19 protein-coding genes are annotated in these 21,893 nt (G+C 38.7%); 16 read left to right on the top strand and 3 right to left on the bottom strand.

Going from position 1 to position 21,893, the window contains the following annotated elements; all coding sequences use genetic code 11:
• Positions 1 to 23 precede the first annotated feature (23 nt).
• From G504_RS0104600 to uxuA, 6 genes are all read left to right on the top strand, one after another.
• Positions 24 to 1,454, top strand: a complete 1,431-nt coding sequence (locus G504_RS0104600) for an alpha/beta fold hydrolase (RefSeq protein ID WP_019668967.1) — start codon at positions 24 to 26, stop codon at positions 1,452 to 1,454.
• Positions 1,455 to 1,631: 177 nt separating this feature from the next.
• Positions 1,632 to 2,603, top strand: coding sequence for a phosphotransferase (locus G504_RS0104605; RefSeq protein ID WP_019668968.1), 972 nt, complete (start codon positions 1,632 to 1,634; stop codon positions 2,601 to 2,603).
• Positions 2,600 to 3,916, top strand: coding sequence for an ADP-ribosylglycohydrolase family protein (locus G504_RS0104610; RefSeq protein WP_019668969.1), 1,317 nt, complete (start codon positions 2,600 to 2,602; stop codon positions 3,914 to 3,916). The genes G504_RS0104605 and G504_RS0104610 overlap by 4 nt, the downstream gene beginning before the upstream one ends.
• Before the next feature lies 1 nt (position 3,917).
• On the top strand, positions 3,918 to 5,321 hold the full coding sequence (uxaC, locus tag G504_RS0104615; RefSeq protein ID WP_019668970.1) for a glucuronate isomerase: 1,404 nt from the start codon (positions 3,918 to 3,920) through the stop codon (positions 5,319 to 5,321).
• A gap of 115 nt (positions 5,322 to 5,436) precedes the next feature.
• Positions 5,437 to 6,252, top strand: a complete 816-nt coding sequence (locus G504_RS0104620; protein WP_019668971.1) for an SDR family oxidoreductase — start codon at positions 5,437 to 5,439, stop codon at positions 6,250 to 6,252.
• Positions 6,253 to 6,257: 5 nt separating this feature from the next.
• Positions 6,258 to 7,418 carry a mannonate dehydratase gene (gene uxuA / locus G504_RS0104625; RefSeq protein ID WP_157473084.1) on the top strand — a complete coding sequence of 387 codons (1,161 nt, stop codon included), beginning with the start codon at positions 6,258 to 6,260 and terminating at the stop codon, positions 7,416 to 7,418.
• 4 nt (positions 7,419 to 7,422) lie between these two features.
• Here the strand turns inward: uxuA and G504_RS0104630 are convergent, their stop codons facing one another.
• Positions 7,423 to 8,988: a glycoside hydrolase family 32 protein gene (locus tag G504_RS0104630; RefSeq protein ID WP_019668973.1), complete on the bottom strand. Its 1,566-nt coding sequence runs from the start codon at positions 8,986 to 8,988 to the stop codon at positions 7,423 to 7,425.
• Positions 8,989 to 9,103: 115 nt separating this feature from the next.
• Here G504_RS0104630 and G504_RS0104635 point away from each other — a divergent pair, with 115 nt between their 5' ends.
• The 5 genes from G504_RS0104635 (at position 9,104) to G504_RS0104655 (ending at position 12,614) form a co-directional block, all read left to right on the top strand.
• A complete protein-coding gene (locus G504_RS0104635; protein ID WP_019668974.1) occupies positions 9,104 to 9,595 on the top strand; it encodes a rhodanese-like domain-containing protein in 492 nt (163 codons plus the stop codon).
• A 13-nt stretch (positions 9,596 to 9,608) separates the two neighbouring features.
• Positions 9,609 to 10,229 (top strand): TIGR04282 family arsenosugar biosynthesis glycosyltransferase, encoded by a 621-nt coding sequence (locus tag G504_RS0104640; protein WP_019668975.1) that lies wholly within the window; start codon positions 9,609 to 9,611, stop codon positions 10,227 to 10,229.
• A 4-nt stretch (positions 10,230 to 10,233) separates the two neighbouring features.
• Positions 10,234 to 11,049: a purine-nucleoside phosphorylase gene (locus tag G504_RS0104645; protein WP_019668976.1), complete on the top strand. Its 816-nt coding sequence runs from the start codon at positions 10,234 to 10,236 to the stop codon at positions 11,047 to 11,049.
• Between the two features lie 118 nt (positions 11,050 to 11,167).
• Positions 11,168 to 11,920: a DUF547 domain-containing protein gene (locus G504_RS0104650; RefSeq protein WP_019668977.1), complete on the top strand. Its 753-nt coding sequence runs from the start codon at positions 11,168 to 11,170 to the stop codon at positions 11,918 to 11,920.
• Positions 11,907 to 12,614, top strand: a complete 708-nt coding sequence (locus tag G504_RS0104655; protein WP_019668978.1) for a TIGR04283 family arsenosugar biosynthesis glycosyltransferase — start codon at positions 11,907 to 11,909, stop codon at positions 12,612 to 12,614. The genes G504_RS0104650 and G504_RS0104655 overlap by 14 nt, the downstream gene beginning before the upstream one ends.
• A gap of 23 nt (positions 12,615 to 12,637) precedes the next feature.
• Here G504_RS0104655 and G504_RS0104660 read toward each other — a convergent pair whose 3' ends face one another.
• Positions 12,638 to 13,675, bottom strand: coding sequence for an N-acetylmuramoyl-L-alanine amidase family protein (locus tag G504_RS0104660; RefSeq protein WP_394330229.1), 1,038 nt, complete (start codon positions 13,673 to 13,675; stop codon positions 12,638 to 12,640).
• Positions 13,676 to 13,766: 91 nt separating this feature from the next.
• Positions 13,767 to 14,768 (bottom strand): glycoside hydrolase family 113, encoded by a 1,002-nt coding sequence (locus tag G504_RS0104665; RefSeq protein WP_019668980.1) that lies wholly within the window; start codon positions 14,766 to 14,768, stop codon positions 13,767 to 13,769.
• Positions 14,769 to 14,884: 116 nt separating this feature from the next.
• On the opposite strand from G504_RS0104665, the gene G504_RS0104670 reads away from it, so the two are divergent.
• The 5 genes from G504_RS0104670 (at position 14,885) to mptB (ending at position 21,780) form a co-directional block, all read left to right on the top strand.
• Positions 14,885 to 16,231, top strand: a complete 1,347-nt coding sequence (locus tag G504_RS0104670) for an NAD(P)/FAD-dependent oxidoreductase (RefSeq protein WP_019668981.1) — start codon at positions 14,885 to 14,887, stop codon at positions 16,229 to 16,231.
• A gap of 52 nt (positions 16,232 to 16,283) precedes the next feature.
• Positions 16,284 to 17,870: a 4Fe-4S binding protein gene (locus tag G504_RS0104675; protein WP_019668982.1), complete on the top strand. Its 1,587-nt coding sequence runs from the start codon at positions 16,284 to 16,286 to the stop codon at positions 17,868 to 17,870.
• 236 nt (positions 17,871 to 18,106) lie between these two features.
• Positions 18,107 to 18,796 (top strand): glycosyltransferase family 2 protein, encoded by a 690-nt coding sequence (locus G504_RS0104680; RefSeq protein ID WP_019668983.1) that lies wholly within the window; start codon positions 18,107 to 18,109, stop codon positions 18,794 to 18,796.
• A 1-nt stretch (position 18,797) separates the two neighbouring features.
• On the top strand, positions 18,798 to 20,282 hold the full coding sequence (locus G504_RS0104685) for a cellulose synthase family protein (protein WP_019668984.1): 1,485 nt from the start codon (positions 18,798 to 18,800) through the stop codon (positions 20,280 to 20,282).
• Positions 20,283 to 20,418: 136 nt separating this feature from the next.
• On the top strand, positions 20,419 to 21,780 hold the full coding sequence (gene mptB / locus G504_RS0104690; protein ID WP_019668985.1) for a polyprenol phosphomannose-dependent alpha 1,6 mannosyltransferase MptB: 1,362 nt from the start codon (positions 20,419 to 20,421) through the stop codon (positions 21,778 to 21,780).
• The last annotated feature ends 113 nt before the right edge of the window (positions 21,781 to 21,893 follow it).

Below are 21,893 nucleotides of genomic sequence, written 5' to 3' on the forward strand. Positions count from 1 at the left end.
AAACTTAGTAATAGAATTATCAAATGAGGAAAATTGGTTTTTACATCACAATATTAGTTGTAGCTATAGCTTGTCAGACTCATACTAACATAGTATCTGTTGAGCCCGAGGGCCTGGACTGGCTTCCGGAAAGTGAGGAATTTAATGCCGGGGCAATCCTCGTACCTGAGAATCATGATAACCCTGATGGTAAAAAAATTCAGATTACGTATATCGTTATAAAAGCTAAAGACACCCTTTCCAAGGAGTTTCCAATGATCTTCTTTTCCGGTGGCCCGGGAGGCAATACGTTAAGTCCCGGGATGATTCAATTTTTAAAGGAACACCCACTGAGAAATGAACGTGATATTATTTTGTTTGACCAGCGTGGTATAGGCTATTCATCTGCCATGCCGGATATGTCTTTTGATGCTTTTAATATTATGGCTGAAGACGCTAATGAGGAAGAAGAACTGGCATTAACCGTTAGCATGATAAGTAAATATAAAAAGATGTGTGAGGAGCAGGGCATTAACCCGGAATATTATAACACCATACAAAATGCCCGGGACGTAGGAATGCTTTTTAGACATTTGGGATATGAGAAATACCATCTCTTTGGGGGTTCTTACGGCACCCGCATCGCACGGGTGGTTCAGGATATGTTCCCGGAATATATTCATAGTTCTATCCTCGATTCACCTGCACCATTAAGTGGTGATTTTCTTGTCAATCGCCTGGACAGCTATTCACTGGCCCTGGGTAGGATTTTTGAGTTTTGTGATAACGATCCCGATTGCAAAACAAAATATCCCGATCTTAAAGAGGATTATTTTAAAGCAATATCTGCTTTAGAGGAAAAGCCATTGAAAACAAGCCTGAACGATTCTATAAATGTAACTATTAATGCACAGGACGGGATTTATTTATTGCGGAGGTTGTTGTATCAAAGTAATTCCAGGGAAAAAGCCCCGGAGCTCATAAACGCATTCAATGAGGGAGGCGGTGATGTAATTAATGAAGTTTTGTCGTTTGAATACCAGTTAATAGGCGGACTAAATCTTACAATGTTATTATCTGTAGAAAAATACGAAAACTTTAATCCGGCTAATACGCCTGAAGTTATCCTGGAGAACTACAAAAAATATCCCTTGATTCCAGTTAAACTAGGCTTTTTTGATGCTTTCTACATTGCCGGGATGAATTGGCATTCCAATAATTTACCCATGGAAGATCGCAAATTTCAGGATTCTGAAGTGCCCACCCTTATTTTCGTAAACAGGTATGATCCTGTTACCCCTCCAAAAAACGGATATCTTTTTAAAGAAAATCTCAGTAACGGAACACTGCTGGTACTTGATGAAGGAGGGCATGGTGGTGGAAACGAAGAATGCAAAGACAAGGTTATGATCAATTTCATGAACAACCCGAATGCGAAGCCGGATGTCTCCTGCCTGAATTTATTTGAAGAATAAAATTGAACAAGCAGTTTAGGCAATTGATTCCAAAGGTACTAAAGTTGGAAATGCTTTAGGAAAAAGCTGTTTGAAGAATTTCGTAAATACCATGTTCCTGAAATGGTATAAAAAATCTCCGGAAAGCGTAAGTATTTATTTGGTTTTGGGACTATATTGCAATAAAATTAGCACTCTTTGATAGCTATAGATACCCATACATCCATACCCACCCTTCAGAAATTACTGGAAGACAACAATTGGTTAAACCCAAATGAAAAAATAAGTGCACTGTCCAAGCCGGGGGAAGGCAATATGAATGTAGTGCTTCGCGCAGAAACAAATCAGCGCTCCTTTATTCTGAAACAATCACGCCCGTTTGTACAAAAGTACCAGCAAATTGAAGCCCCGCTTAACAGAATAGAAGTGGAATATAAGTTTTATAAAGCCATCCATGATGCATCCATAACTTCTCACATCCCTTCAATTTTAGGCTTTGATCCAAAAAATTACCTCTTGCAAATGGAAGACCTTGGGCAGTGTGAAGACATGACATTTTGTTACCGGGATCGCAGCATTGCGCAGGAGATCCTTGAAAAACTGATCAACATAGCAGCAGCTATCCATAAAGTAGGTCCTTTAAATGACTTTCCCGAAAATATGGCTCTCAGGAAGTTAAATCACCAGCATATTTTTGTGCTGCCATTTCTGGAAGACAATGGATTTCAATTAAATGATGTGCAGGAAGGTTTACAGGAATTATCACTTCCATATAAAAGGGACAATACAATTAAAGCTGTTGTTAATAAACTTGGAGATATGTACCTTTCCAAAGGAAATGTTTTGATCCATGGCGATTATTACCCCGGAAGCTGGATGCAATTGGAAGATGAAGTTTATATCATAGATCCGGAGTTTGGTTTTATCGGTTTCAGGGAGTTTGATCTGGGTGTTATGACAGCTCATTTAATCCTGGCAACTATGGATCCATCTTCCCTGAAAAAAGTAATGCAACTTTATAAGTCAGATGCAAATGCCGGTCTGGTTTCCCAGGTGGCAGGAGTTGAAATTATAAGGCGCTTAATTGGCCTTGCACAGTTACCCCTAAAAAGAAGCCTCAGTGAAAAAGAGGATCTTTTAAAGCTCGCCAGAAAAATGATTTTAGTATGAAATATCCCATTTTAATTATCAGTTTGGTTTTGTCCGTAAGTCTGTTATCATGCAAGGATCAGAAAGCGCAAATAGATATCCCTGAGCCAAAGAAATCTGCTTACGCCAAGGATTCTCTTGTTTTAGACAAGGAAGAACTTTATGACAAGATTCTTGGTGCACTGGTTGGTTCTGCAATAGGAGATGCCATGGGTGCATCTACCGAGATGTGGCACAGATCTGACATTCAGAATAAATATGGATATATTACCGGACTTACGCCCGCGGAGCGTATTCAATCTCCTGAAGGAACCTGGGAGCATAACCTCAATGCCGGGGCTACTACGGATGATACAAGATGGAAGTACTTTATGGTTTCTTATATTGAAGCAAATTCACCCGACCTCAATGCCAATAATTTTGCAAAATTTATTATAGACTATTATAAATCTATTGCCTCAAAGCTTGGCGATAAAGCAATCCTGGCCTCGCCAGATGCCCTGGATTCGAGATTAGAAAAGGTTGACTGGATTAAAGAATGGGCAAGGGTAGCAATGGCTTATCAGAATAGCACGGAGGAGTATCTGGAGGCCCAGAATAGGTTTTACGGAGGGGAAATGTCCTGTGCAGGCATGTTATACACCCCGATGTTTGGTTTGTTGGAACCCAACCCCGAGATTGCTTATCTCACAGCCTACAAACATTCGCTTTTTGATATTGGATATGCCAAAGACATTTCCGGACTGGTGGCCGCTATGACACAAATGGCTATGCGAACCACAAATATGGATTCTATACTCAATACGGCTGTCTTTATAGATCCTATGCGTTATCAGGATAGCAGGCTGGTTGGGCGACTTTCTTACAATACTGCAAACGCCACCCGAAAATATGTAAACCTGTCCAGGGAAATAGAAATATCAGATTCCATCTTGTCAAAGGATGCAATGGCAATGAAAATTCCTGATCGCTATAATGGGACAAAAGAAGATTGGATACAGCAAGAATTTGTTTATGCACTATTGGAGGAAGACGAAAAGGCCGTCCCTTTTCATGCAGGTGAGATCTGGCAAATATTAATAGCCGGACTGGCTTTCGGGGAAGGCGATTTTGAAAAAAGCATTCAGTTTATTGTAAATTATGGCAGAGATAATGATACCGTAGCCGCGGTAGCCGGAATGATCCTTGGTGCCAAGGACGGATTTAATAAATTACCCCCTGAATTGCGCACTGAAGTACTTCGTGTTAATAAGGAACAATTGGGAATTGATCTGGAGGCACTTGCATCCAGGATGGTTGAATCAATGTTGCCGGCAACCATAACAACAAATTAATATGGCTATAAAAAACTTTATACACGAAGATTTTTTATTGCAGACCTCTTTTGCGAGCAGGCTGTACCACGATTACGCCAAAGACCTGCCCATTATTGACTACCACAATCACTTGTCTCCCAGTAAAATAGCAGAAGATTACAAGTTTGAAAATATTTCTCAGGTATGGCTATATGGTGACCATTATAAATGGAGGGCAATGCGTACGCTAGGTATTGCTGAAAAATATATTACCGGGAAAGCCTCGGATTCAGAGAAATTTATGAAATGGGGGGAAACTGTTCCATATACAGTCCGAAATCCCTTATATCACTGGACCCACCTTGAATTAAAGCGCTATTTCAATATCGATGACCTGCTGGACCAAAATAACGCAGAGGAAATTTACAACACTTGCTCTGAACATTTACAAAGTCCGGATTATAGTACTTTGGGTCTCCTGGAAAAAATGAAGGTTGAAGTCGTCTGCACCACGGATGACCCTCTGGATACGCTTGAATACCACAAAAAAGCAAGTAAAAATGATGGCTTAAAATTGATGCCCGCATTCAGACCAGATAAAGCCTATGCAGTTGAAAATACAACCGCCTTTCTTGAATACCTGGGCAAATTGGAAGGAGTTATCAATGCTCCAATCCATTCCTACCCCGATCTTCTGGATGCCTTAGAATCAAGGATTAATTATTTCCATGAAAATGGCTGCAGACTTGCGGATCACGGTTTGGATTATCTCCCTTTTTATAAAGGTGAATCTTTCAATGCCTCTAAAATCTTTAGCACCTTAAAAAATGGAGTCTCGCTGAATTTGGATGAAATCGCATATTTTAAATCTGATATGTTAAAATTTCTATCGAAGTGTTACCATAAAAAGGGTTGGGTGCAGCAATTTCACCTGGGCGCCCTCAGAAATAATAATCAAAGAATGCTACAACAGCTGGGGCCGGATACCGGATTTGATTCTATAGGCGATTTTTCGCAGGCAAATTCCCTGAGCAATTTCCTGGATTACCTGGACAGCACCGATGAGTTATGCAGGACCATTATTTATAATTTAAACCCGGCAGACAATGAAGTCATTGCTGCGATGATCGGGAATTTTAACGATGGGAGTGTAAAGGGTAAAATTCAATTTGGCTCTGCCTGGTGGTTCCTGGATCAAAAAGATGGGATGGAAAAACAATTGAATTCTCTTTCCAACATTGGCCTGCTTAGTTGTTTTGTAGGGATGTTAACAGATTCCAGGAGTTTCCTGTCATTTCCGAGACATGAGTATTTCAGGAGAGTACTCTGCAATCTTATTGGCAATGACGTAGCAAATGGGGAATTACCGGAAGATGAAAAGTGGTTGGGTAAAATTGTGTCTGATATTTGTTACCACAATGCAAAGGCATATTTCCCATTTTAGTTTGGGAGGTACTTTAAGAATTTAACTTACTTAAGTTATATTTGGAAACAATAAGCAGATTTAGGGAATCTGTATTTAAGAGCATCCTAAATGAATTACACCTAACAAAGCATCTATGTCTGATTTATTTTCGGTAGACAACAAAATTATTGTCATTAGTGGGGCCACGGGTATATTGGGTTCTGCTATTACGGCATATCTGGCAGAGCAGGGAGCCAATGTAGTTGCTTTGGGCAGAAATCCGGATAAAGTCAATACCTTAATCGGGGAAATTAAAGGTACAAAGCATAAAGTATCTCCGCTGATTGCGGATGTGACCAATGCGCAAGACCTGGAGCATGCAAAACTGAAACTTGAAAATGGATTCGGCAAAATAGATGTCCTGATCAATATGGCAGGTGGGAATATGGCCGGGGCAGTAATTACTCCTGAACAAAGTATATTGGATGCCGGCATAGATGATCTGAACAAAGTAATGGAATTGAATTATATGGGTTCCTTTCTTCCAATTAAAACATTCCTGCCCTTGTTTCTCAAAGATTTGAAGGGAAGTATCGTAAATATTTCTTCCATGGCTGCCCAAAGGCCTGTTACCCGAGTTCTGGGATATGGCTCAGCCAAGGCGGCCATTGATAACCTGACCAAATGGTTAGCGATAGAATTTTGCCATAAACACAGTGTGGAATTAAGGGTAAATGCTATTGCACCCGGTTTCTTTTTAACAGAACAAAACCGCACCCTGCTCACCGGGGCAGATGGCGAATTAACAAAACGCGGCAGACAAATTATAGCGAATACCCCAATGGGCAGATTTGGTAAACCCGATGAACTGTTTGGTGCACTTCAATGGCTGTGCAGTGATGCCTCAAAATTTGTTACGGGAACAATTATTCCGGTCGATGGCGGTTTTAATGCTTATTCAGGCGTATGAGAACAATGGAACAAACTATGCGATGGTACGGGCCAAAAGACCCCGTAACCCTGAGTGATATAAGACAAGCCGGAGCAACAGGTATTGTAACTGCTTTGCATGAAATTCCAAATGGCGAGATATGGAGCGTAGAGGAAATACAAAAACGAAAAGGTCTCATAGAAGATGCCGGACTGAGATGGTCTGTTGTAGAAAGTGTCCCTGTACATGAATTCATTAAGCGGCGCAGCGGAAACTTTCAGGAACTTATAGAAAACTACAAGAAAACAATCATAAATCTGGCCTCAGAAGATATCAATATCATCTGTTACAATTTTATGCCCATTTTAGATTGGATTCGGACTGAATTGGATCATGAGCTTCCCAATGGTGCAAGAACATTAAATTTTGAAATGAAGGCTCTTGCCGCTTTTGACTGTTTTATACTCAGGCGAAAAGGTGCCATGGAATCTTATCCTCCGGGCATTATTAAAAAGGCTGAATCTTATTACGCAAATTTGGATACCAAAGGAATAGAAAAGCTAAAAAGGACCATCCTGGATAATCTCCCCGGGGCAGAAGTTGGCTATACCCTGGATGAATTTCAACAGGCATTGGATAATTATCAGAATATTGATCGTGCTATTTTAGAAAGGAATCTGCATCTTTTTCTGAATGAAGTACTACCTGTTGCTGAGGAAAATAATGCTTTTATGGCCATACACCCGGATGATCCACCTTATCCAATTCTCGGTCTGCCAAGAATTATGAGCACTACGGCGGACATTGGGAGAATCCTGTCAGAAAATAATAGCCCAAATAATGGAATTACATTTTGCACGGGTTCACTCGGGGTAAGGAAAGATAATGACCTTGTACAAATCGTAAAAGATTACGGAGATCATATTCACTTTGTTCATCTCAGAAGCACTAAAAGAGATGAAGAAGGAAATTTCTATGAAGCATGCCACCTGGAAGGAGATGTGCCAATGTATAAAGTAGTAAAAGAACTCCTGCAATTACAGGAAAAAAGAAAGAAGCAATTACCCATGCGCCCGGACCATGGGCAACAAATCTTAAACGACCTCAGCTCCAAGACCAATCCGGGTTATCCCGGTATTGGCCGCCTTAAAGGACTGGCAGAATTAAGAGGGCTAATGCATGGTATTTTAAATCAAAACAATTAAGGGCTTACCATATTGACTCGGCCCGGCTAACTTCAAAATCATTGATTATCAAATTTTCAGCAGAAACATTTTTGAAGGTTAGGTATGTATAGTTTTCATTGGGAAATATCTGTGCAGTCAACACCCGCTGACCATTATTGATAAAAATTTCAACAGATGACCAATCCATCAAAACTCTCACTTCAATTTCCCCGTCCGGTATATCGGTGATGGGCGCTTTCTGAATAATTTTTCCAAACTCCTCTTGGAAATCGGTTTTTCCGGATTTACTGCGGTCTAACAAAAACAGTTCCTTCTCCCCATCTAAGGCCATGGATAACTGCTCCCCTAAACCATTGCCAAAGATAAATTCAAAATTTCGGTTAGGAGTTTTAAACCTTATTTCTGACTGATTAAAATGATCAAAGGATATCATTTCTGAACCTTCAGCCACCAGTTCAAAGTCCTTTTTCAATTCCGGTTTAAAAATAGTCCCTAAATTATCCAAAGGGTAATTCGTCAATTCATATGAATTACCCGATTTATTCAGTGATAAACTTCTTGGTACGGTCATAGCACTTCGCCATTCCCTGGTTGGTGTATCCCTGGCATAGGCCCAATTGCTCATCCATCCGATAAAGATTCGTTGGTCATTTGGTTCATTATTGTATGTTATCCCGGCATAATTATCCGTTCCCCAATCTATCCATTTTTCCTCCTCCTGGTCAGATGTAAAAGTAGTGCCATCAAATCCCCCAATAAAATATTGGGTGCCACTACCACCGTTTGGCGCACCGGGATTTATGCTAATAATAAGAACCCATTTTTCCTCCCCCGAATCAGAGACCTTTAATGGAAAAAGATCAGGGCATTCCCAAACGCCGCCATGTGCTCCGGATTCTTTTCCAAACTCACTTAATAAGTTCCAGGAAATCAGGTCCTCAGATTTGTAAAACCGGGCATGGTCGCCCGCAACCAGTACCAATATCCAACTTTGCGTGGGGTCATGCCAAAAAACCTTAGGATCCCTAAAGTCCCTTATCCCTTCATTGCCTAATACAGGATTAGACTCATATTTAGTCCAGGACTCGCCATTATCGAGGCTATAGGCAATACCCTGTGTCTGAAAATCATCGGAACCGTCTTTCTCTTTATTTATATCGTGGTAGGTAAATATGGCCACTAAAGGCGGGTTATCCGGTGTTCCCAATCCGGAGGTATTATTTCTATCTACAACGGCGCTCCCTGAAAATATATAACCATTTTCATCAGGGAATAGTGCAATAGGTTTATGCTCCCAATATATAAGGTCCTTACTGGTAGCATGGCCCCAATGCATAGGGCCCCAAATAATATCTTCAGGATAGTACTGGTAGAAAAGATGATATATCCCATTATGGTAAACGAGTCCGTTGGGATCATTCATCCACATCTCTGCGGGAGTGAAGTGAAATTGTGGTCTGTAAGGTTCCTTAAATAAGGATAATTCGGGTATCGGGGCTGTTTCAGTATTATTCTCTTCTTTATTCCTGCATGAAAATATGGAAACTACAAATAGGCATATAAAAAGATATATTAATTTGACTCTCATAGTAAACACTTTAATTTTATAAAACTACATTTTATTTGTTGGACCTGAAAACCTGAACTTTCAGGAAAAATTTTACCTAAATGAGTATCTTTACACCTTGTATAATTCTAATACAATGCAGTATTTTATAAACTTATTGTTTTCTGGTTTTCTGTTACTTTCTGCTTGTGCACAGTCTTCAATAGACGAGGCTCTTGAGAGGTATAATGATGAAAGTGTCCCTTATATTACGGTTGCAGAAATGCAAAATTTCCAGAACAAAATTATTCTGGATGCCAGAGAGCGGGAAGAATACAATGTAAGTCATCTGAAAAATGCCATATGGGTAGGTTATGATAATTTCAAAATTTCGGAGATAGAACAAATATTGCCGGATAAAAGCGCAGATATCGTTGTCTATTGTTCCATTGGCGTGAGATCTGAGAATATTGGCGAAAGACTTTTGGAATCCGGGTTTTCCAAAACCAAAAATTTATATGGAGGCATTTTTGAATGGACCAATCAGGGGTATCCTGTTTATAACTCCAATGGTGAAAAAACCAAAAAAGTACATGCCTATGGTAAGTTATGGGGAAAATACCTGACCAAGGCGGAAAAAGTATATTAGTATTAATTCATAGATGAAGTTGGAAGAAACTAAAGAAAGATTGCTACTTATTTTTTCGAGAAATCCCAAATTAGGAAAGTGTAAGACAAGATTAGCAGCAACAATAGGAGATCAGGCTGCACTGGATATTTATATGATCTTACTAAGACACACCGCTGAGATTACTAAAGACCTGAATTGTTCAAAAGAAGTTTATTATACTGAGGAACCTTCGGCAAACGATTTATGGGATATAAAAACCTATTCCAAACATTTGCAAAAAGGCAAAGACCTGGGAGAGCGAATGTACAATGCTTTTAAATCAGGATTTCAAAAGGGTTACAAAAAGATAGTCATAATAGGAACTGATATTTATGATTTAAACAGCATAACCATTGAAGAAGCTTTTACAAAATTGGAAAAATCCGACTTTGTAATAGGACCCGCAGAAGATGGGGGCTACTATCTTCTGGGGATGAAATCAATAAATAAAGAGATATTCTTTAACAAGAAGTGGGGAACAAATAGTGTGCTGAAAGACACTCTCAATAACTTAAGTCACAAAAATGTAGCACTGCTTCAAACTAAAAATGATATTGATGTCTACGAGGATTTAAAGGATGTTGATATTTTTGAAACTTTTTTAATAGCGTAAGTCCATGACACAAAAGCTGCTGGAAGAATCTTGTCTATACCTGAAAAATAAAGGCTTTGAAAATCCGGAAATCGGAATTGTCCTGGGTACAGGGCTTGGCAGGCTGATTGACCATATTGAATTTGCTGTTGTTGCTCATTACCACAACATTCCTTTTTTTCCCCTGGCTACTGTAGAATTTCACAGCGGCAAGCTAATTTATGGCACGCTCGAGGATAAAAAAGTAGTGGTTATGCAAGGTCGTTTTCATGTTTACGAAGGTTATGAATTTGAGGAGGTTACCTATCCTATTCGGGTAATGCGGGAATTGGGAATAGAGAAGCTTTTCATCTCCAATGCAGCAGGAGCTGTTAACCTAAACTTTAAAAAAGGTGAGCTTATGCTGATAGAAGATCATATTAATCTCCAGGGTGGATCCCCATTGGCATTTAAAAATGTTGCAAACTTTGGAATTCGATTTGTGGATATGAGCCAGCCATATGACCTGGAGATGTGTGAAAAAATTAAATACATTGCCCGGCGCGAAAATATTGTCTTGCATAAGGGCGTATATGCTTCAGTAGTTGGGCCTCAGCTCGAAACAAAGGCCGAATATCGAATGTTAAAAACCATAGGCGCAGATGCCGTTGGCATGAGCACCGTACCCGAGGTAATTGTTGCCAACCATTTAAACCTCCCGGTAGTAGCAGTCTCAGTGCTCACAGATGAATGTGACCCTGATAATCTGGAGCCGGTACATATATCGGAAATAATTAAAGTCGCTGAGGAAACCGAGCCTAAAATGATAAAATTATTTTTGGAATTGATTAAAGATTTATAAATAAGTCATATGTCACATTAATTTATGGGTAGTTAATGCCGGGAATTAAACTCTCCATGCAACCAGAAAAATTTGTAAGTTTTAAGCTGCCTGTTCAACTAATAATTTAAAATTTTCAATGCTCCGAATAAGCATACTTCTTTTATTTCTTCTTTTGCAGCCTATATCACTGTGGTCGGACTCAGTAGCTATAGTTCCAATTACAAATGAACAGAATTGCGCCTCTTTAGACCATAATATCTGGGACAGATTGCTGAATAGCTTCGTTGACGACAATGGGAACGTAAACTATATTGGCTTTAAGAAGGAATCAGGAACATTAAACCGGTACCTGGAGCAATTAGGCAGTAATACGGTAAATGAAGACTGGTCCAGAGAAAAAAAGCTGACATATTATATTAATCTTTACAATGCCGCCACGGTAAAATTGATACTGGATAACTATCCGTTGGCAAGTATAACAGACATACCTAAACCCTGGGATAAAAAATGGATAAAATATGGTGGAGAACTCATTTCTTTGGGAGAAATAGAGCATAAAATCCTTAGAAAAATGAATGAGCCCCGTATTCATTTTGCCATCAATTGTGCCTCATTTTCATGCCCGAAATTACTAAACACAGCCTATACAGAAGATAAGCTGGATAAGCAATTGGACATGGCGGCTAAAGATTTTATAAATGACCCCAGCCGAAATATTATATCTGAAAACAAAGTACAATTGTCCAGGATCTTTAAATGGTATAAAAAAGATTTTGAAAAAAACGGTTCCTTAATATCCTATTTGAACCAGTATTTAAAATCTTCAATAAGTCCGGATACGAAAATTGAATACATTAAATACAATTGGAGTTTAAATGAAATTAAGTAATAATCCCAGTCTTAGCATAATAATACCTGTTCTAAATGAAGAAAGCAACATAGTTAGGCTTTTGGAATATATTCAGGAAAATTCAAGCAATGTCAATATCAAAGAAATTCTTGTAGTAGATGGCGGGAGTACGGACGAAACCAAAGAAGCCGCTTCACAATATGATGTTCTGGTCCTCCATTCTGAAAAAGGTCGTGCAAGGCAAATGAACCTGGGCGCGGAAAATGCCAAAGGTGAAGTACTGTATTTTCTTCACGCAGATACTTTTCCGCCAAAAAACTTTGACAAGATAATTTTAAATGCCATTAAAAAAGGAACAAAAACGGGTTGTTTTAGAATGAAATTTGATAGTGATAGCCGGTTTTTGAGTTTCTTCTCCTGGTTTAGCAGGATAAACCATAAAATATGCAGGGGTGGAGACCAGTCACTTTTTATAACCAGGGAATTATTTAATAAATCGGGTGGCTATGATGAAGCCTATAAAATATACGAGGATAATGAATTCATAAGTCGCCTCTATAAGATTACTGATTTTAAGATACTTCCCGATCAGGTACAAACCTCAGCAAGAAAATATGAACAAATAGGCAACTTCAAACTTCAATTTTATTTTGGAATAATTCATCTTAAAAATTATTTAGGGGCAGATCCCGAACAGCTGTACCGATATTACAAAAGAAAAATTTCCACTTAATCCCGGCTGTGAATATTTAATCTTTACTCCGCCTCGTAATCAAGAATTACACCTTCAGAAATCCATTTAGCCAGGGCCTGCCTATTATCGTAATCAAGAATGCGTCGCTGGTCCTTTTTATTTCGAATATTCCCAATTTCAATAAAAGTCATTGCAGGCAAGGTTTTCTTTACCAGGTATAAATTGCTCCTGTCTTCAAAAGTTCCCGAATAACTTCGATTTGGCTGGTATTTTTTGTATTTATTTTTAAAAGTATTGTGAATACTTTCCGCTAGTTTTTTGCCTTTCTTGCTTTTCTCGTGGTAGTAGAAAAAAACATCAATATTTTGCCCTTTACTGCGGCTGTCAACATGGGTAACTACCAAACGCTGATGCTTGCCTTTATGCTTAACATATAATTTATTGACGGCATTTACCCTTTGCTCCAGTCTGTCCTTTTGGTTCAACGGAATAGCCTGGTCCGGTATGACCAACTCGTCCTTATCCATTTCCAGAATTCGCTCATCTCGTATACCATCATCAGGATCCCTCACTATAACATATACCAATGCGCCATGGGATAGTAATTCTCTGGCCAATCGCAAAGTAACATCATAAGCGTATTCATCCTCCGAAATAGACTTCCCGGCAGTTTGAGTCATTGCTCCCGGATCAGGGCCACCATGACCTGAAATTAAATAATAAACCGTTCCTTTTAAGCGCTCACTTTTACTAATTACCTCAGCATATTTCTCGCCAAATATATCATAGGAATTAGTCTCAATCGAATTGTTTGATCCTTCCGTCTTAGTTTCCTCTTTAGCTTTTTTCAGGCTTTCTCCTACCCCTTCAGGAATTATATAAGACATTCCCTCGTATAAATGCATACTATCCCTGAGTCTTGGAAGATTCAAAGCAATGAAGTCATCATAGGTAATATAAGGATCAACACCCTGCTTGCGGAGCAAAGAATAAATCCCGTCCCCTTTTTGGGCAATTACCGTATTCAGAGAATCCTGGGCAATTAAGATAGCGAAGGGAAAACACAACAGAAGTACTAATAGGGATTTTATAGATTTCAAAAGCACAATAATCTTTTTTTACAAAGATTATCAAAAATGTTACCAAATTGCAAATACTTCCGCTTAGGAAAAATTAAAAACAATTAGTTGGTCAATTGGTTTGATAGAATAATTTAATGATTTCTTCGGCAGGTTTATTTTGAGGTGTAAACCTGTTGTCCATTCCACCACCGGCCTTTTCGTGATTAATAAACCACTTCCAGACAAACCCCCCTGCAAACCATTCTTCCGCCCAAAATTCTTCAAAAATCGCTTTTTTAGCGTTTACCTGCGCCACCAGGTTTACCCCTTCTTCATTGCGATCAACAAGCCAGGGTTTTTTAGCGGTGTAATCCATACTTCTATATCCGAATTCGGTAAAAAGCACAGGGCGTGAAGTCTTCTTTGCCAGGGCAGCTATATTCTCCTTCCAGGGCCTCCAACCCTCTTTTAATTGCTCTACACTTGGAGTTTTGGCATCAGATAACGGAAAATAAGCATCAATCCCAATATAGTCCAGGGATTCCCAAAAAGGAGTTCGCTTATATTCATCCCAGTTGGAAGCATATGTAAGTTTCCCTTTATATACCTTTCGGATTTTAACAATTAAATCTTTCCAATACTGTGGCCTGTTACTAACAAATTGCTCCAATTCTGTACCAATGCAAAGAATTTCGGCTTTGGTATCCTGGGCCAATTGGGCATAGGTAAGCAAAAATTTTTCATAGGATTCCTCCAGAATCTTCCAGTCTTCCTCTGTTTCCATCTTTAGGCCTCCGGTAAATGCCCCGCGCCATATCCAGATTTGCGGTTTTAGCATCACCTTTACTTTGTTTGCCCTCAGGAGTTCAATATATTGCCTGGCACCACCCTGGGTTTCGCCATACCACTGGCGATCTGTATCAAATATTATTTCCGGACTTTTAATATCCCGGATGAAACCAAAAGGCATTACAGCCGCATGATCCGCATGAATCTTCAGAAAAGCATCTACATGCTCCTGCACCGCTTTATCCCTGGAAGCAACAAAACTTATTCCATTGATCTTATTAACCGATTGGCTGGAACAAGAAATCTGGAGAAAGGCTAAAAGTAAAAACCCGTATCTTTTCATAATTGGTTTAAAAGGACATTTACAAAAATAAGGTAATAAAACTTGATATAATTTTAAAATTGCTGTTAAGTAATTTTCTTTATATTCGACTTAATAGCTATCAACCTGTTAACAGTATGGAAAATATTGTAATAATTGGGAATGGAGTCGCAGGGGTAACTGCCGCCAGACATATCCGCAAGAACTCAAACAAGAGAATTATAATAATTTCAGCTGAAACAGACCATTTCTTTTCCAGAACAGCATTGATGTATGTTTATATGGGTCATATGAAATTTGAACATATTAAGCCCTATGAAGACTGGTTTTGGAAAAAAAACAGGATAGAACTATTAAGAGGTTTTGTTAGCAAGGTTGATTGTGATAAAAAAGAACTTCGGATTGAAGGTGCCCCGGTTCTGAAATACGACAAGTTAATTCTGGCTACCGGATCAAAACCCAACAAATTTGGTTGGCCAGGTCAGGATCTCCACGGGGTACAGGGTTTATATTCCAAACAAGACCTGGATCTATTAGAAATAAATGCCCCAAATAAAGAACTATGTAAGCGGGCTGTTATTGTCGGAGGCGGATTAATAGGAATTGAATTGGCCGAAATGTTAAGAAGCCGGGATATCCCTGTAACTTTTCTGGTACGTGAAAAAAGTTTTTGGGATGGTGTACTTCCGGATGGAGAATCGGGTATGATAAATGAACATATTCAGGACCATCATATAGACCTGCGTCTGGCAACGAATTTAAATGAAATCCTGGCTGATGAAAATGGCAGGGTAAAGGGAGTAATTACAGATAAAGAAGAAATCATTGAATGTCATATGGTAGGGTTAACACCTGGTGTTTCTCCCAATATTTCTTTTTTAGACGACTCAGGAATTGAGCTGGGAAAAGGCATTAAGGTAAACCGGTTTCTTGAAACGAATATCAAGGATATTTACGCTATAGGAGACTGCGCAGAACAACGTGAACCTATTGGAAACCGCCGTCCTGTGGAAGCTGTTTGGTATACGGGCCGCATGATGGGAGAAACCGTAGCACAGACTATTTGCGGAAACAGGACCGAATACAAACCCGGACACTGGTTTAATTCGGCAAAATTTCTGGATATAGAATACCAGACTTATGGTTGGGTCTTTAGTGCCAACGGCAAGAAAGCGTATGAACAACATTTTCATTGGAGACATCCCTCTGAAAAAATATGTCTTACAATTGCTTTCCACAAAGAATCCGGAAAATTTCTTGGAATAAATACATTTGGTATTCGCATGCGCCATGAGATCTTTGATAGGTGGCTTAATGAAGAACGGGATGTTATGCATGTGATAAAATATCTTAAGGACGCCAATTTTGATCCTGAATTCTACGCAGTATATGAAAATGAAATTGTGGCTAAATTCAATTTAGAATTTGGCACAGATCTTAAGCCGGAAAAGAAAAACTGGAAACGAATTTTTGCTGGCGGATAATCAGGCAACTCTTAAATGTGGTCTAAAAAACTTTCTAATACTCAAATAATATATGAGCACTCTTGATAAAAGTATGGAACTGGCAGGACAACCTCCGGTAGCTTTGAGCCGATTTCAAAAAATGGCTGTAATCCTTGGATTATCGGGTCTCTTCATAATACTCCTCGCCGCTTTTAATGCAAACTTCCCCAATAAAGCAATGTGGCTGATCATTTCTCTCACAGCTATGTTTATTGGAGTATTTTGGTTTACAAAAGAGGCATATGATAAAAAACTCAAGGGCATAAAAAATGATGGCGTTTGGTTTAAATCCATATCCTCTAAAGGGTTATGGGGCTGGATAACCGGAATAACACTTACCGGATTTTACATCGTCCTTTATTTCTTCCCTGAATTCCTGGGCTTAGTGAAGAATGGTGCAAATACGGGTATCATTGCATTTTTTGATCCATTAAGCCAACTATTGAGCGGAAATCCCGCCAGCCAATGGTTCGTCTACGGCACACTTTATACCGTTGCTATTCTGGCTTTCGGCATTAAATTTATTTCGAAATACAGGCATAACAGATACGAGATCATTCGTACCATAAGTGTTATGTTTTTTCAGCTGGCATTTGCATTTATGATTCCCGAAATAATGGCCAGGTTAAATGGAAAGCTCCCCTATTATGACCTGAAGAATATATGGCCTTTAAACTATTACAATTTTGAAAGATATCGTATTAATGCATTTATAGATTCCGGGGATGTAGGTATGGCAATGCTCTTTTTCGGCATATTGTCCGTTTTTGTAATCTCCCCTATCCTAACCTATAAATATGGCAAGCGTTGGTATTGTTCCTGGGTTTGTGGTTGCGGAGGATTGGCAGAAACGGCCGGGGACTCCTTCAGACAGCTAAGCGATAAAAGCTTATCTGCCTGGAAAGTAGAGCGCTGGGTTGTTCACAGTGTTGTGGTATTTGTTACCCTCATGACAACGGCCGTAATTTATTCTTATCTGGGTAACGACACCAGCAAGTATTGGTTGACAAAAAATACTTTCCTGATTGGTGTAGCCTTCTTATTAACCATGATTTTTGTCCTTGCCATGGTATTCAAAAGAGAGCAGTTTCAAAAAGATGCCCGATATGGTGCAATAGGATATTTCGCGATTATCATGGCCTTAATTGGTTTTCACTTTCTTAGTGGAGAGGGCAATGTATTCCTTTTCAAATCGGAAACCTTAAGAAAATCATACGGATTTCTTATTGGCAGTATATTTTCGGGGGTTATAGGCACAGGGTTCTATCCTATTTTCGGCAACAGGGTTTGGTGTCGTTTTGGTTGCCCAATGGCCGCGATTTTAGGATTTCAACAGCGTTTGTTTTCAAAGTTCAGAATAACAACCAACGGGGGTCAATGTATATCATGCGGCAATTGCTCCACCTATTGTGAAATGGGAATTGATGTGCGCGCCTATGCCCAGAAAGGGGAAAACATAGTTCGTTCTAGCTGTGTAGGTTGTGGCATATGCTCTGCGGTCTGTCCCAGAGGTGTTTTAAAACTTGAGAATGGCCCCTTAAAAGGACGTATCGATGGTAATGAGATCTTATTGGGAAATGATGTGGATCTAATGACCCTGGTCAATCAAAATAAATAATACTGGATTTCAACTACGTCGCATCAGTATCTAAATTCCATTGCTTCTGGCTGCCGTATTTTCCGGACTTCCCCGCCACGGCGAAGTATCATCCGATTAAAAAGAATTATTTGATATATCATTGGTGACTTAAATAATGATATTTTTGCACCGCAAAGGCAAAAAAAGTAAACGGTTTATCAAGAAATGTCCAAAAAATTAAGACACGTGGAGATCAACATATCATTCTGGAGCATATGAAGGACATTAATGTCATAATTCCGGCATATAATGAAGCAAATTCCATTGCAAAGGTCATTCAGGAAATTCCAACTACAGTTTCCGAAATAATTGTTGTAAATAATAATTCAACCGACGACACTGCTATGAACGCAAACAGAGCAGGGGCTACCGTATTAAATGAACCAAGAAAAGGCTATGGTTATGCATGCCTTTGTGGAATGGATTATATAGCAAAGAAGTCCAGGAAGCCAGATATTATCGTATTTATCGATGGAGACTATTCAGATTACCCTGAAGAGTTGAATAAAATTGTAAAACCTATTCTGGATGATGATATGGATTTGGTGATTGGGGCAAGAACAAAGGCCTTGCGAGAGGAAGGCTCAATGACCCCTCATCAGATTTTTGGTAATAGACTGGCCACATTTTTAATGAAGATATTTTTTGGGTCAACATTTACGGATTTAGGGCCTTTTAGAGCAATAAAGTACGAGAAGCTTCTGGAGATGCAAATGGAAGATAAAACCTACGGGTGGACCATTGAAATGCAGCTGAAAGCACTCAAAAAGAAAATGGCATATGTCGAAATACCAGTGCGTTACAAGAAAAGAATTGGTGTGTCCAAGGTGTCAGGTACAGTAAAAGGTAGTATCTTTGCAGGATTAAAAATATTGGGTTGGATTTTTAAATATAGTTTAAGATAATATGGGACTAACAATTGCTTACATCATTATAGGGATTTACAGCACGGCGCTCCTACTGATCTTTTTTTACAGTCTGGCACAATTAAACCTTCTGGTTAATTATTTAGGCAACAAAAAGATTAATGAGGTTGCTCCAAAATATAATTTGCTGGACCCAAAGGAGATCCCGTTTGTAACTATTCAGCTGCCCATCTATAATGAAGAATACGTCGTAGAGCGATTGCTGGAAAATATCTCAAAAATAGAATATCCGAAAAGCAAACTGGAAATTCAGGTACTGGACGATTCGACGGATAAGTCTGTTGAAGAAACAGCGACAAGAATAAAAGCCTTGCAGGAAACAGGATTAGACATACAGCATATCCGAAGAGAAAACAGAACAGGCTATAAAGCCGGGGCACTCAAAGAAGGGCTGAAAATAGCAAAAGGTGATTTTATCGCTATTTTTGATGCCGATTTTCTTCCTGATAGCGATTGGTTGAAAAAAACGGTTATTTATTTTAAAGACAGGGAAATAGGTGTAGTTCAAACCAGATGGGGACATATTAACCGTGACTATTCCACACTTACTAAAATTCAGGCTTTTGCACTCGATGCTCATTTCACTCTTGAACAGGTTGGAAGAAATGCCAAAGGCCACTTTATAAACTTTAACGGCACTGCAGGCATCTGGAGAAAAGAATGTATCCTTGATGCAGGAAACTGGGAAGGTGATACCTTAACGGAAGATCTGGACCTTAGTTACAGAGCCCAGTTAAAAAACTGGAAATTTAAATATCTTGAAGATGTTGAAACACCGGCGGAACTTCCTGTAGTAATCAGTGCTGCCAGATCTCAGCAATTCCGATGGAATAAAGGAGGTGCAGAAAACTTCAGGAAAACGGTTTGGAGTGTAATTACTTCTAAAAATATTTCATTCAAAACCAAATTTCACGGAGTAATGCACTTATTAAACAGCTCCATGTTCCTTTGTGTTTTTATAGTGGCTATGTTGAGTATTCCTATGCTTTACATAAAAAATAGTTATGGCCATTTAGGCTGGATATTTGAGGTGACAAGCTTTTTCATTTTAAGTACTGTAATCTTATTCATTTGCTATTGGTTCACTTATAAAAGTATTCAGGGGAGTAGTTTTGACAATTTTGTAGATTATATAAAACTATTCTTTACATTTTTCTCTGTAGCCCTTGGTTTCTCTTTGCATAATACCGTTGCCGTTCTTGAAGGCCATATGGGAAAAAGAAGTGAATTTGTGCGTACCCCAAAATTCAATATCAACAACCTCACAGATAGCTGGAAGGGTAATAAATACCTGGCCAAAAAGATATCTCCTAATATGATACTTGAATTCGGCCTTATGATCTATTTCCTTTTTGGAATGTACAGTGCTATTCCACTAAATGATTTTGGTTTGTTCCCTTTTCATTTTATGTTGTTCCTGGGGTTTGGTTTTGTTGCTTTTAAATCTCTGACTGCTAAAGCCTGACACTTCAATGTTTTAGCCGAATTCCCTGATGTTCTAAAGTCTCCCGGGTTATTTTACCAACCTTTTGGAATGCGTTTTTAGTACTTGAAAATTGTCTTTTTTTGTGTACTTTGTAAAGACCAAACTTTAAAGACCAATGGCGTCAAGGATTTCTTCTTTTTGGAATCTTCATAAGTTCTCAATACTATTGGTATTAGCAAGTCTATTGTTCTATACCAGCTTTGCATACGAGCTCGTAAGAACAGACTTCATAAAGCTTATAAGCCTTTTTTTTGCGCTCTTTTTTCTCACATTCAAGTTAATTCAATTTGAAAAATGGAATTTTAGTTTTCTTCTGATTTCGGGTATTCTTTTTCGTTTGATTTTTTTGATGGTAGAACCAAACTTATCTCAGGACTTCTATAGGTTTATCTGGGATGGTGAATTAGTGCTATCTGGTATGAATCCATATTTACAGACACCTGATGCAATTATGGAAAACGGCCAGATACTTTTGGCTAATGCATCTGAACTGCACAACGGCATGGGCTCATTAAGCGCCAGGAATTTTAGTAATTACCCGCCCTTAAATCAGTTACTATTTGCAATCTCTGCCTTTTTGGGAGGTAAGAGTATTATGGGGTCCTTAATTGCCATGAGATCTATTATTATAATGGCTGATATAGGAATATACTATTTTGGGAAGAAATTACTCCGCCACTTAAACAGATCGCCACATCTTATTTTTTGGTACTTTTTAAATCCCCTTGTAATAATAGAACTTACAGGAAATCTTCATTTCGAAGGAGTGATGCTCTTTTTCTTTGTTTGGGGGCTCTGCTTTCTCACAACAAATAAAAGCCTGTTTGCAGCCATTGTATTTGCATGTTCCATTTCGGTAAAACTTGTACCCTTAATGTTCCTGCCTTTATTTATTTCCTACTTCGGGTTCAGGAAAAGTATAAAGTTCTATTCGGCATTGGGATTAATAACTTTATTGGGTATTCTGCCATTTTATTCACCCGAACTCTTTAGCAATTATACGAATACTGTTGGCCTGTGGTTTTCTAATTTTGAATTTAATGCAGGTCTCTATAACATTATTAAACAGATTGCTATAAATTTTGATGTGAAACCCTGGGAGATAATAAAAACCTATGGGAAATTGATTCCTTTTATAATAATTGGTTTTGTTTTAGCACTTACTTTTCTAAGGGATAACAAAAAATTGTCCGTCCTCATAAGTTCAATGTTATGGACACTGGCACTTTATTACTTTCTTTCTTCTACAGTGCACCCATGGTATATAATTTTTTTGGTGGGATTGACTGTTTTTACAGATTATCGATTCCCCCTTGCCTGGTCACTGGCAATCATTTTAAGTTATTCCGCTTATGCGAATCCTGAATTTAAAGAGAATCCTGGCTTTCTATTAATTGAATATTTAATAGTTTTTGGGTTTATGGCTTACGAAATATATAAACTGAAAGGTAAAAAATTGCTAATTCGTAAAAATTAGAGGGCAAATTATGATAGTTCAATTTAATTTGTACATTTGATCTGCAATGGAAAAATGCGCAAACATAACTATACCAACCTGGAATTTTGTTCCGGCATCCACCTTTGTACGTC

The sequence above is a fragment of the Eudoraea adriatica DSM 19308 genome, from assembly GCF_000382125.1.
In the GTDB taxonomy this organism is placed as follows: Bacteria; Bacteroidota; Bacteroidia; order Flavobacteriales; family Flavobacteriaceae; genus Eudoraea; species Eudoraea adriatica.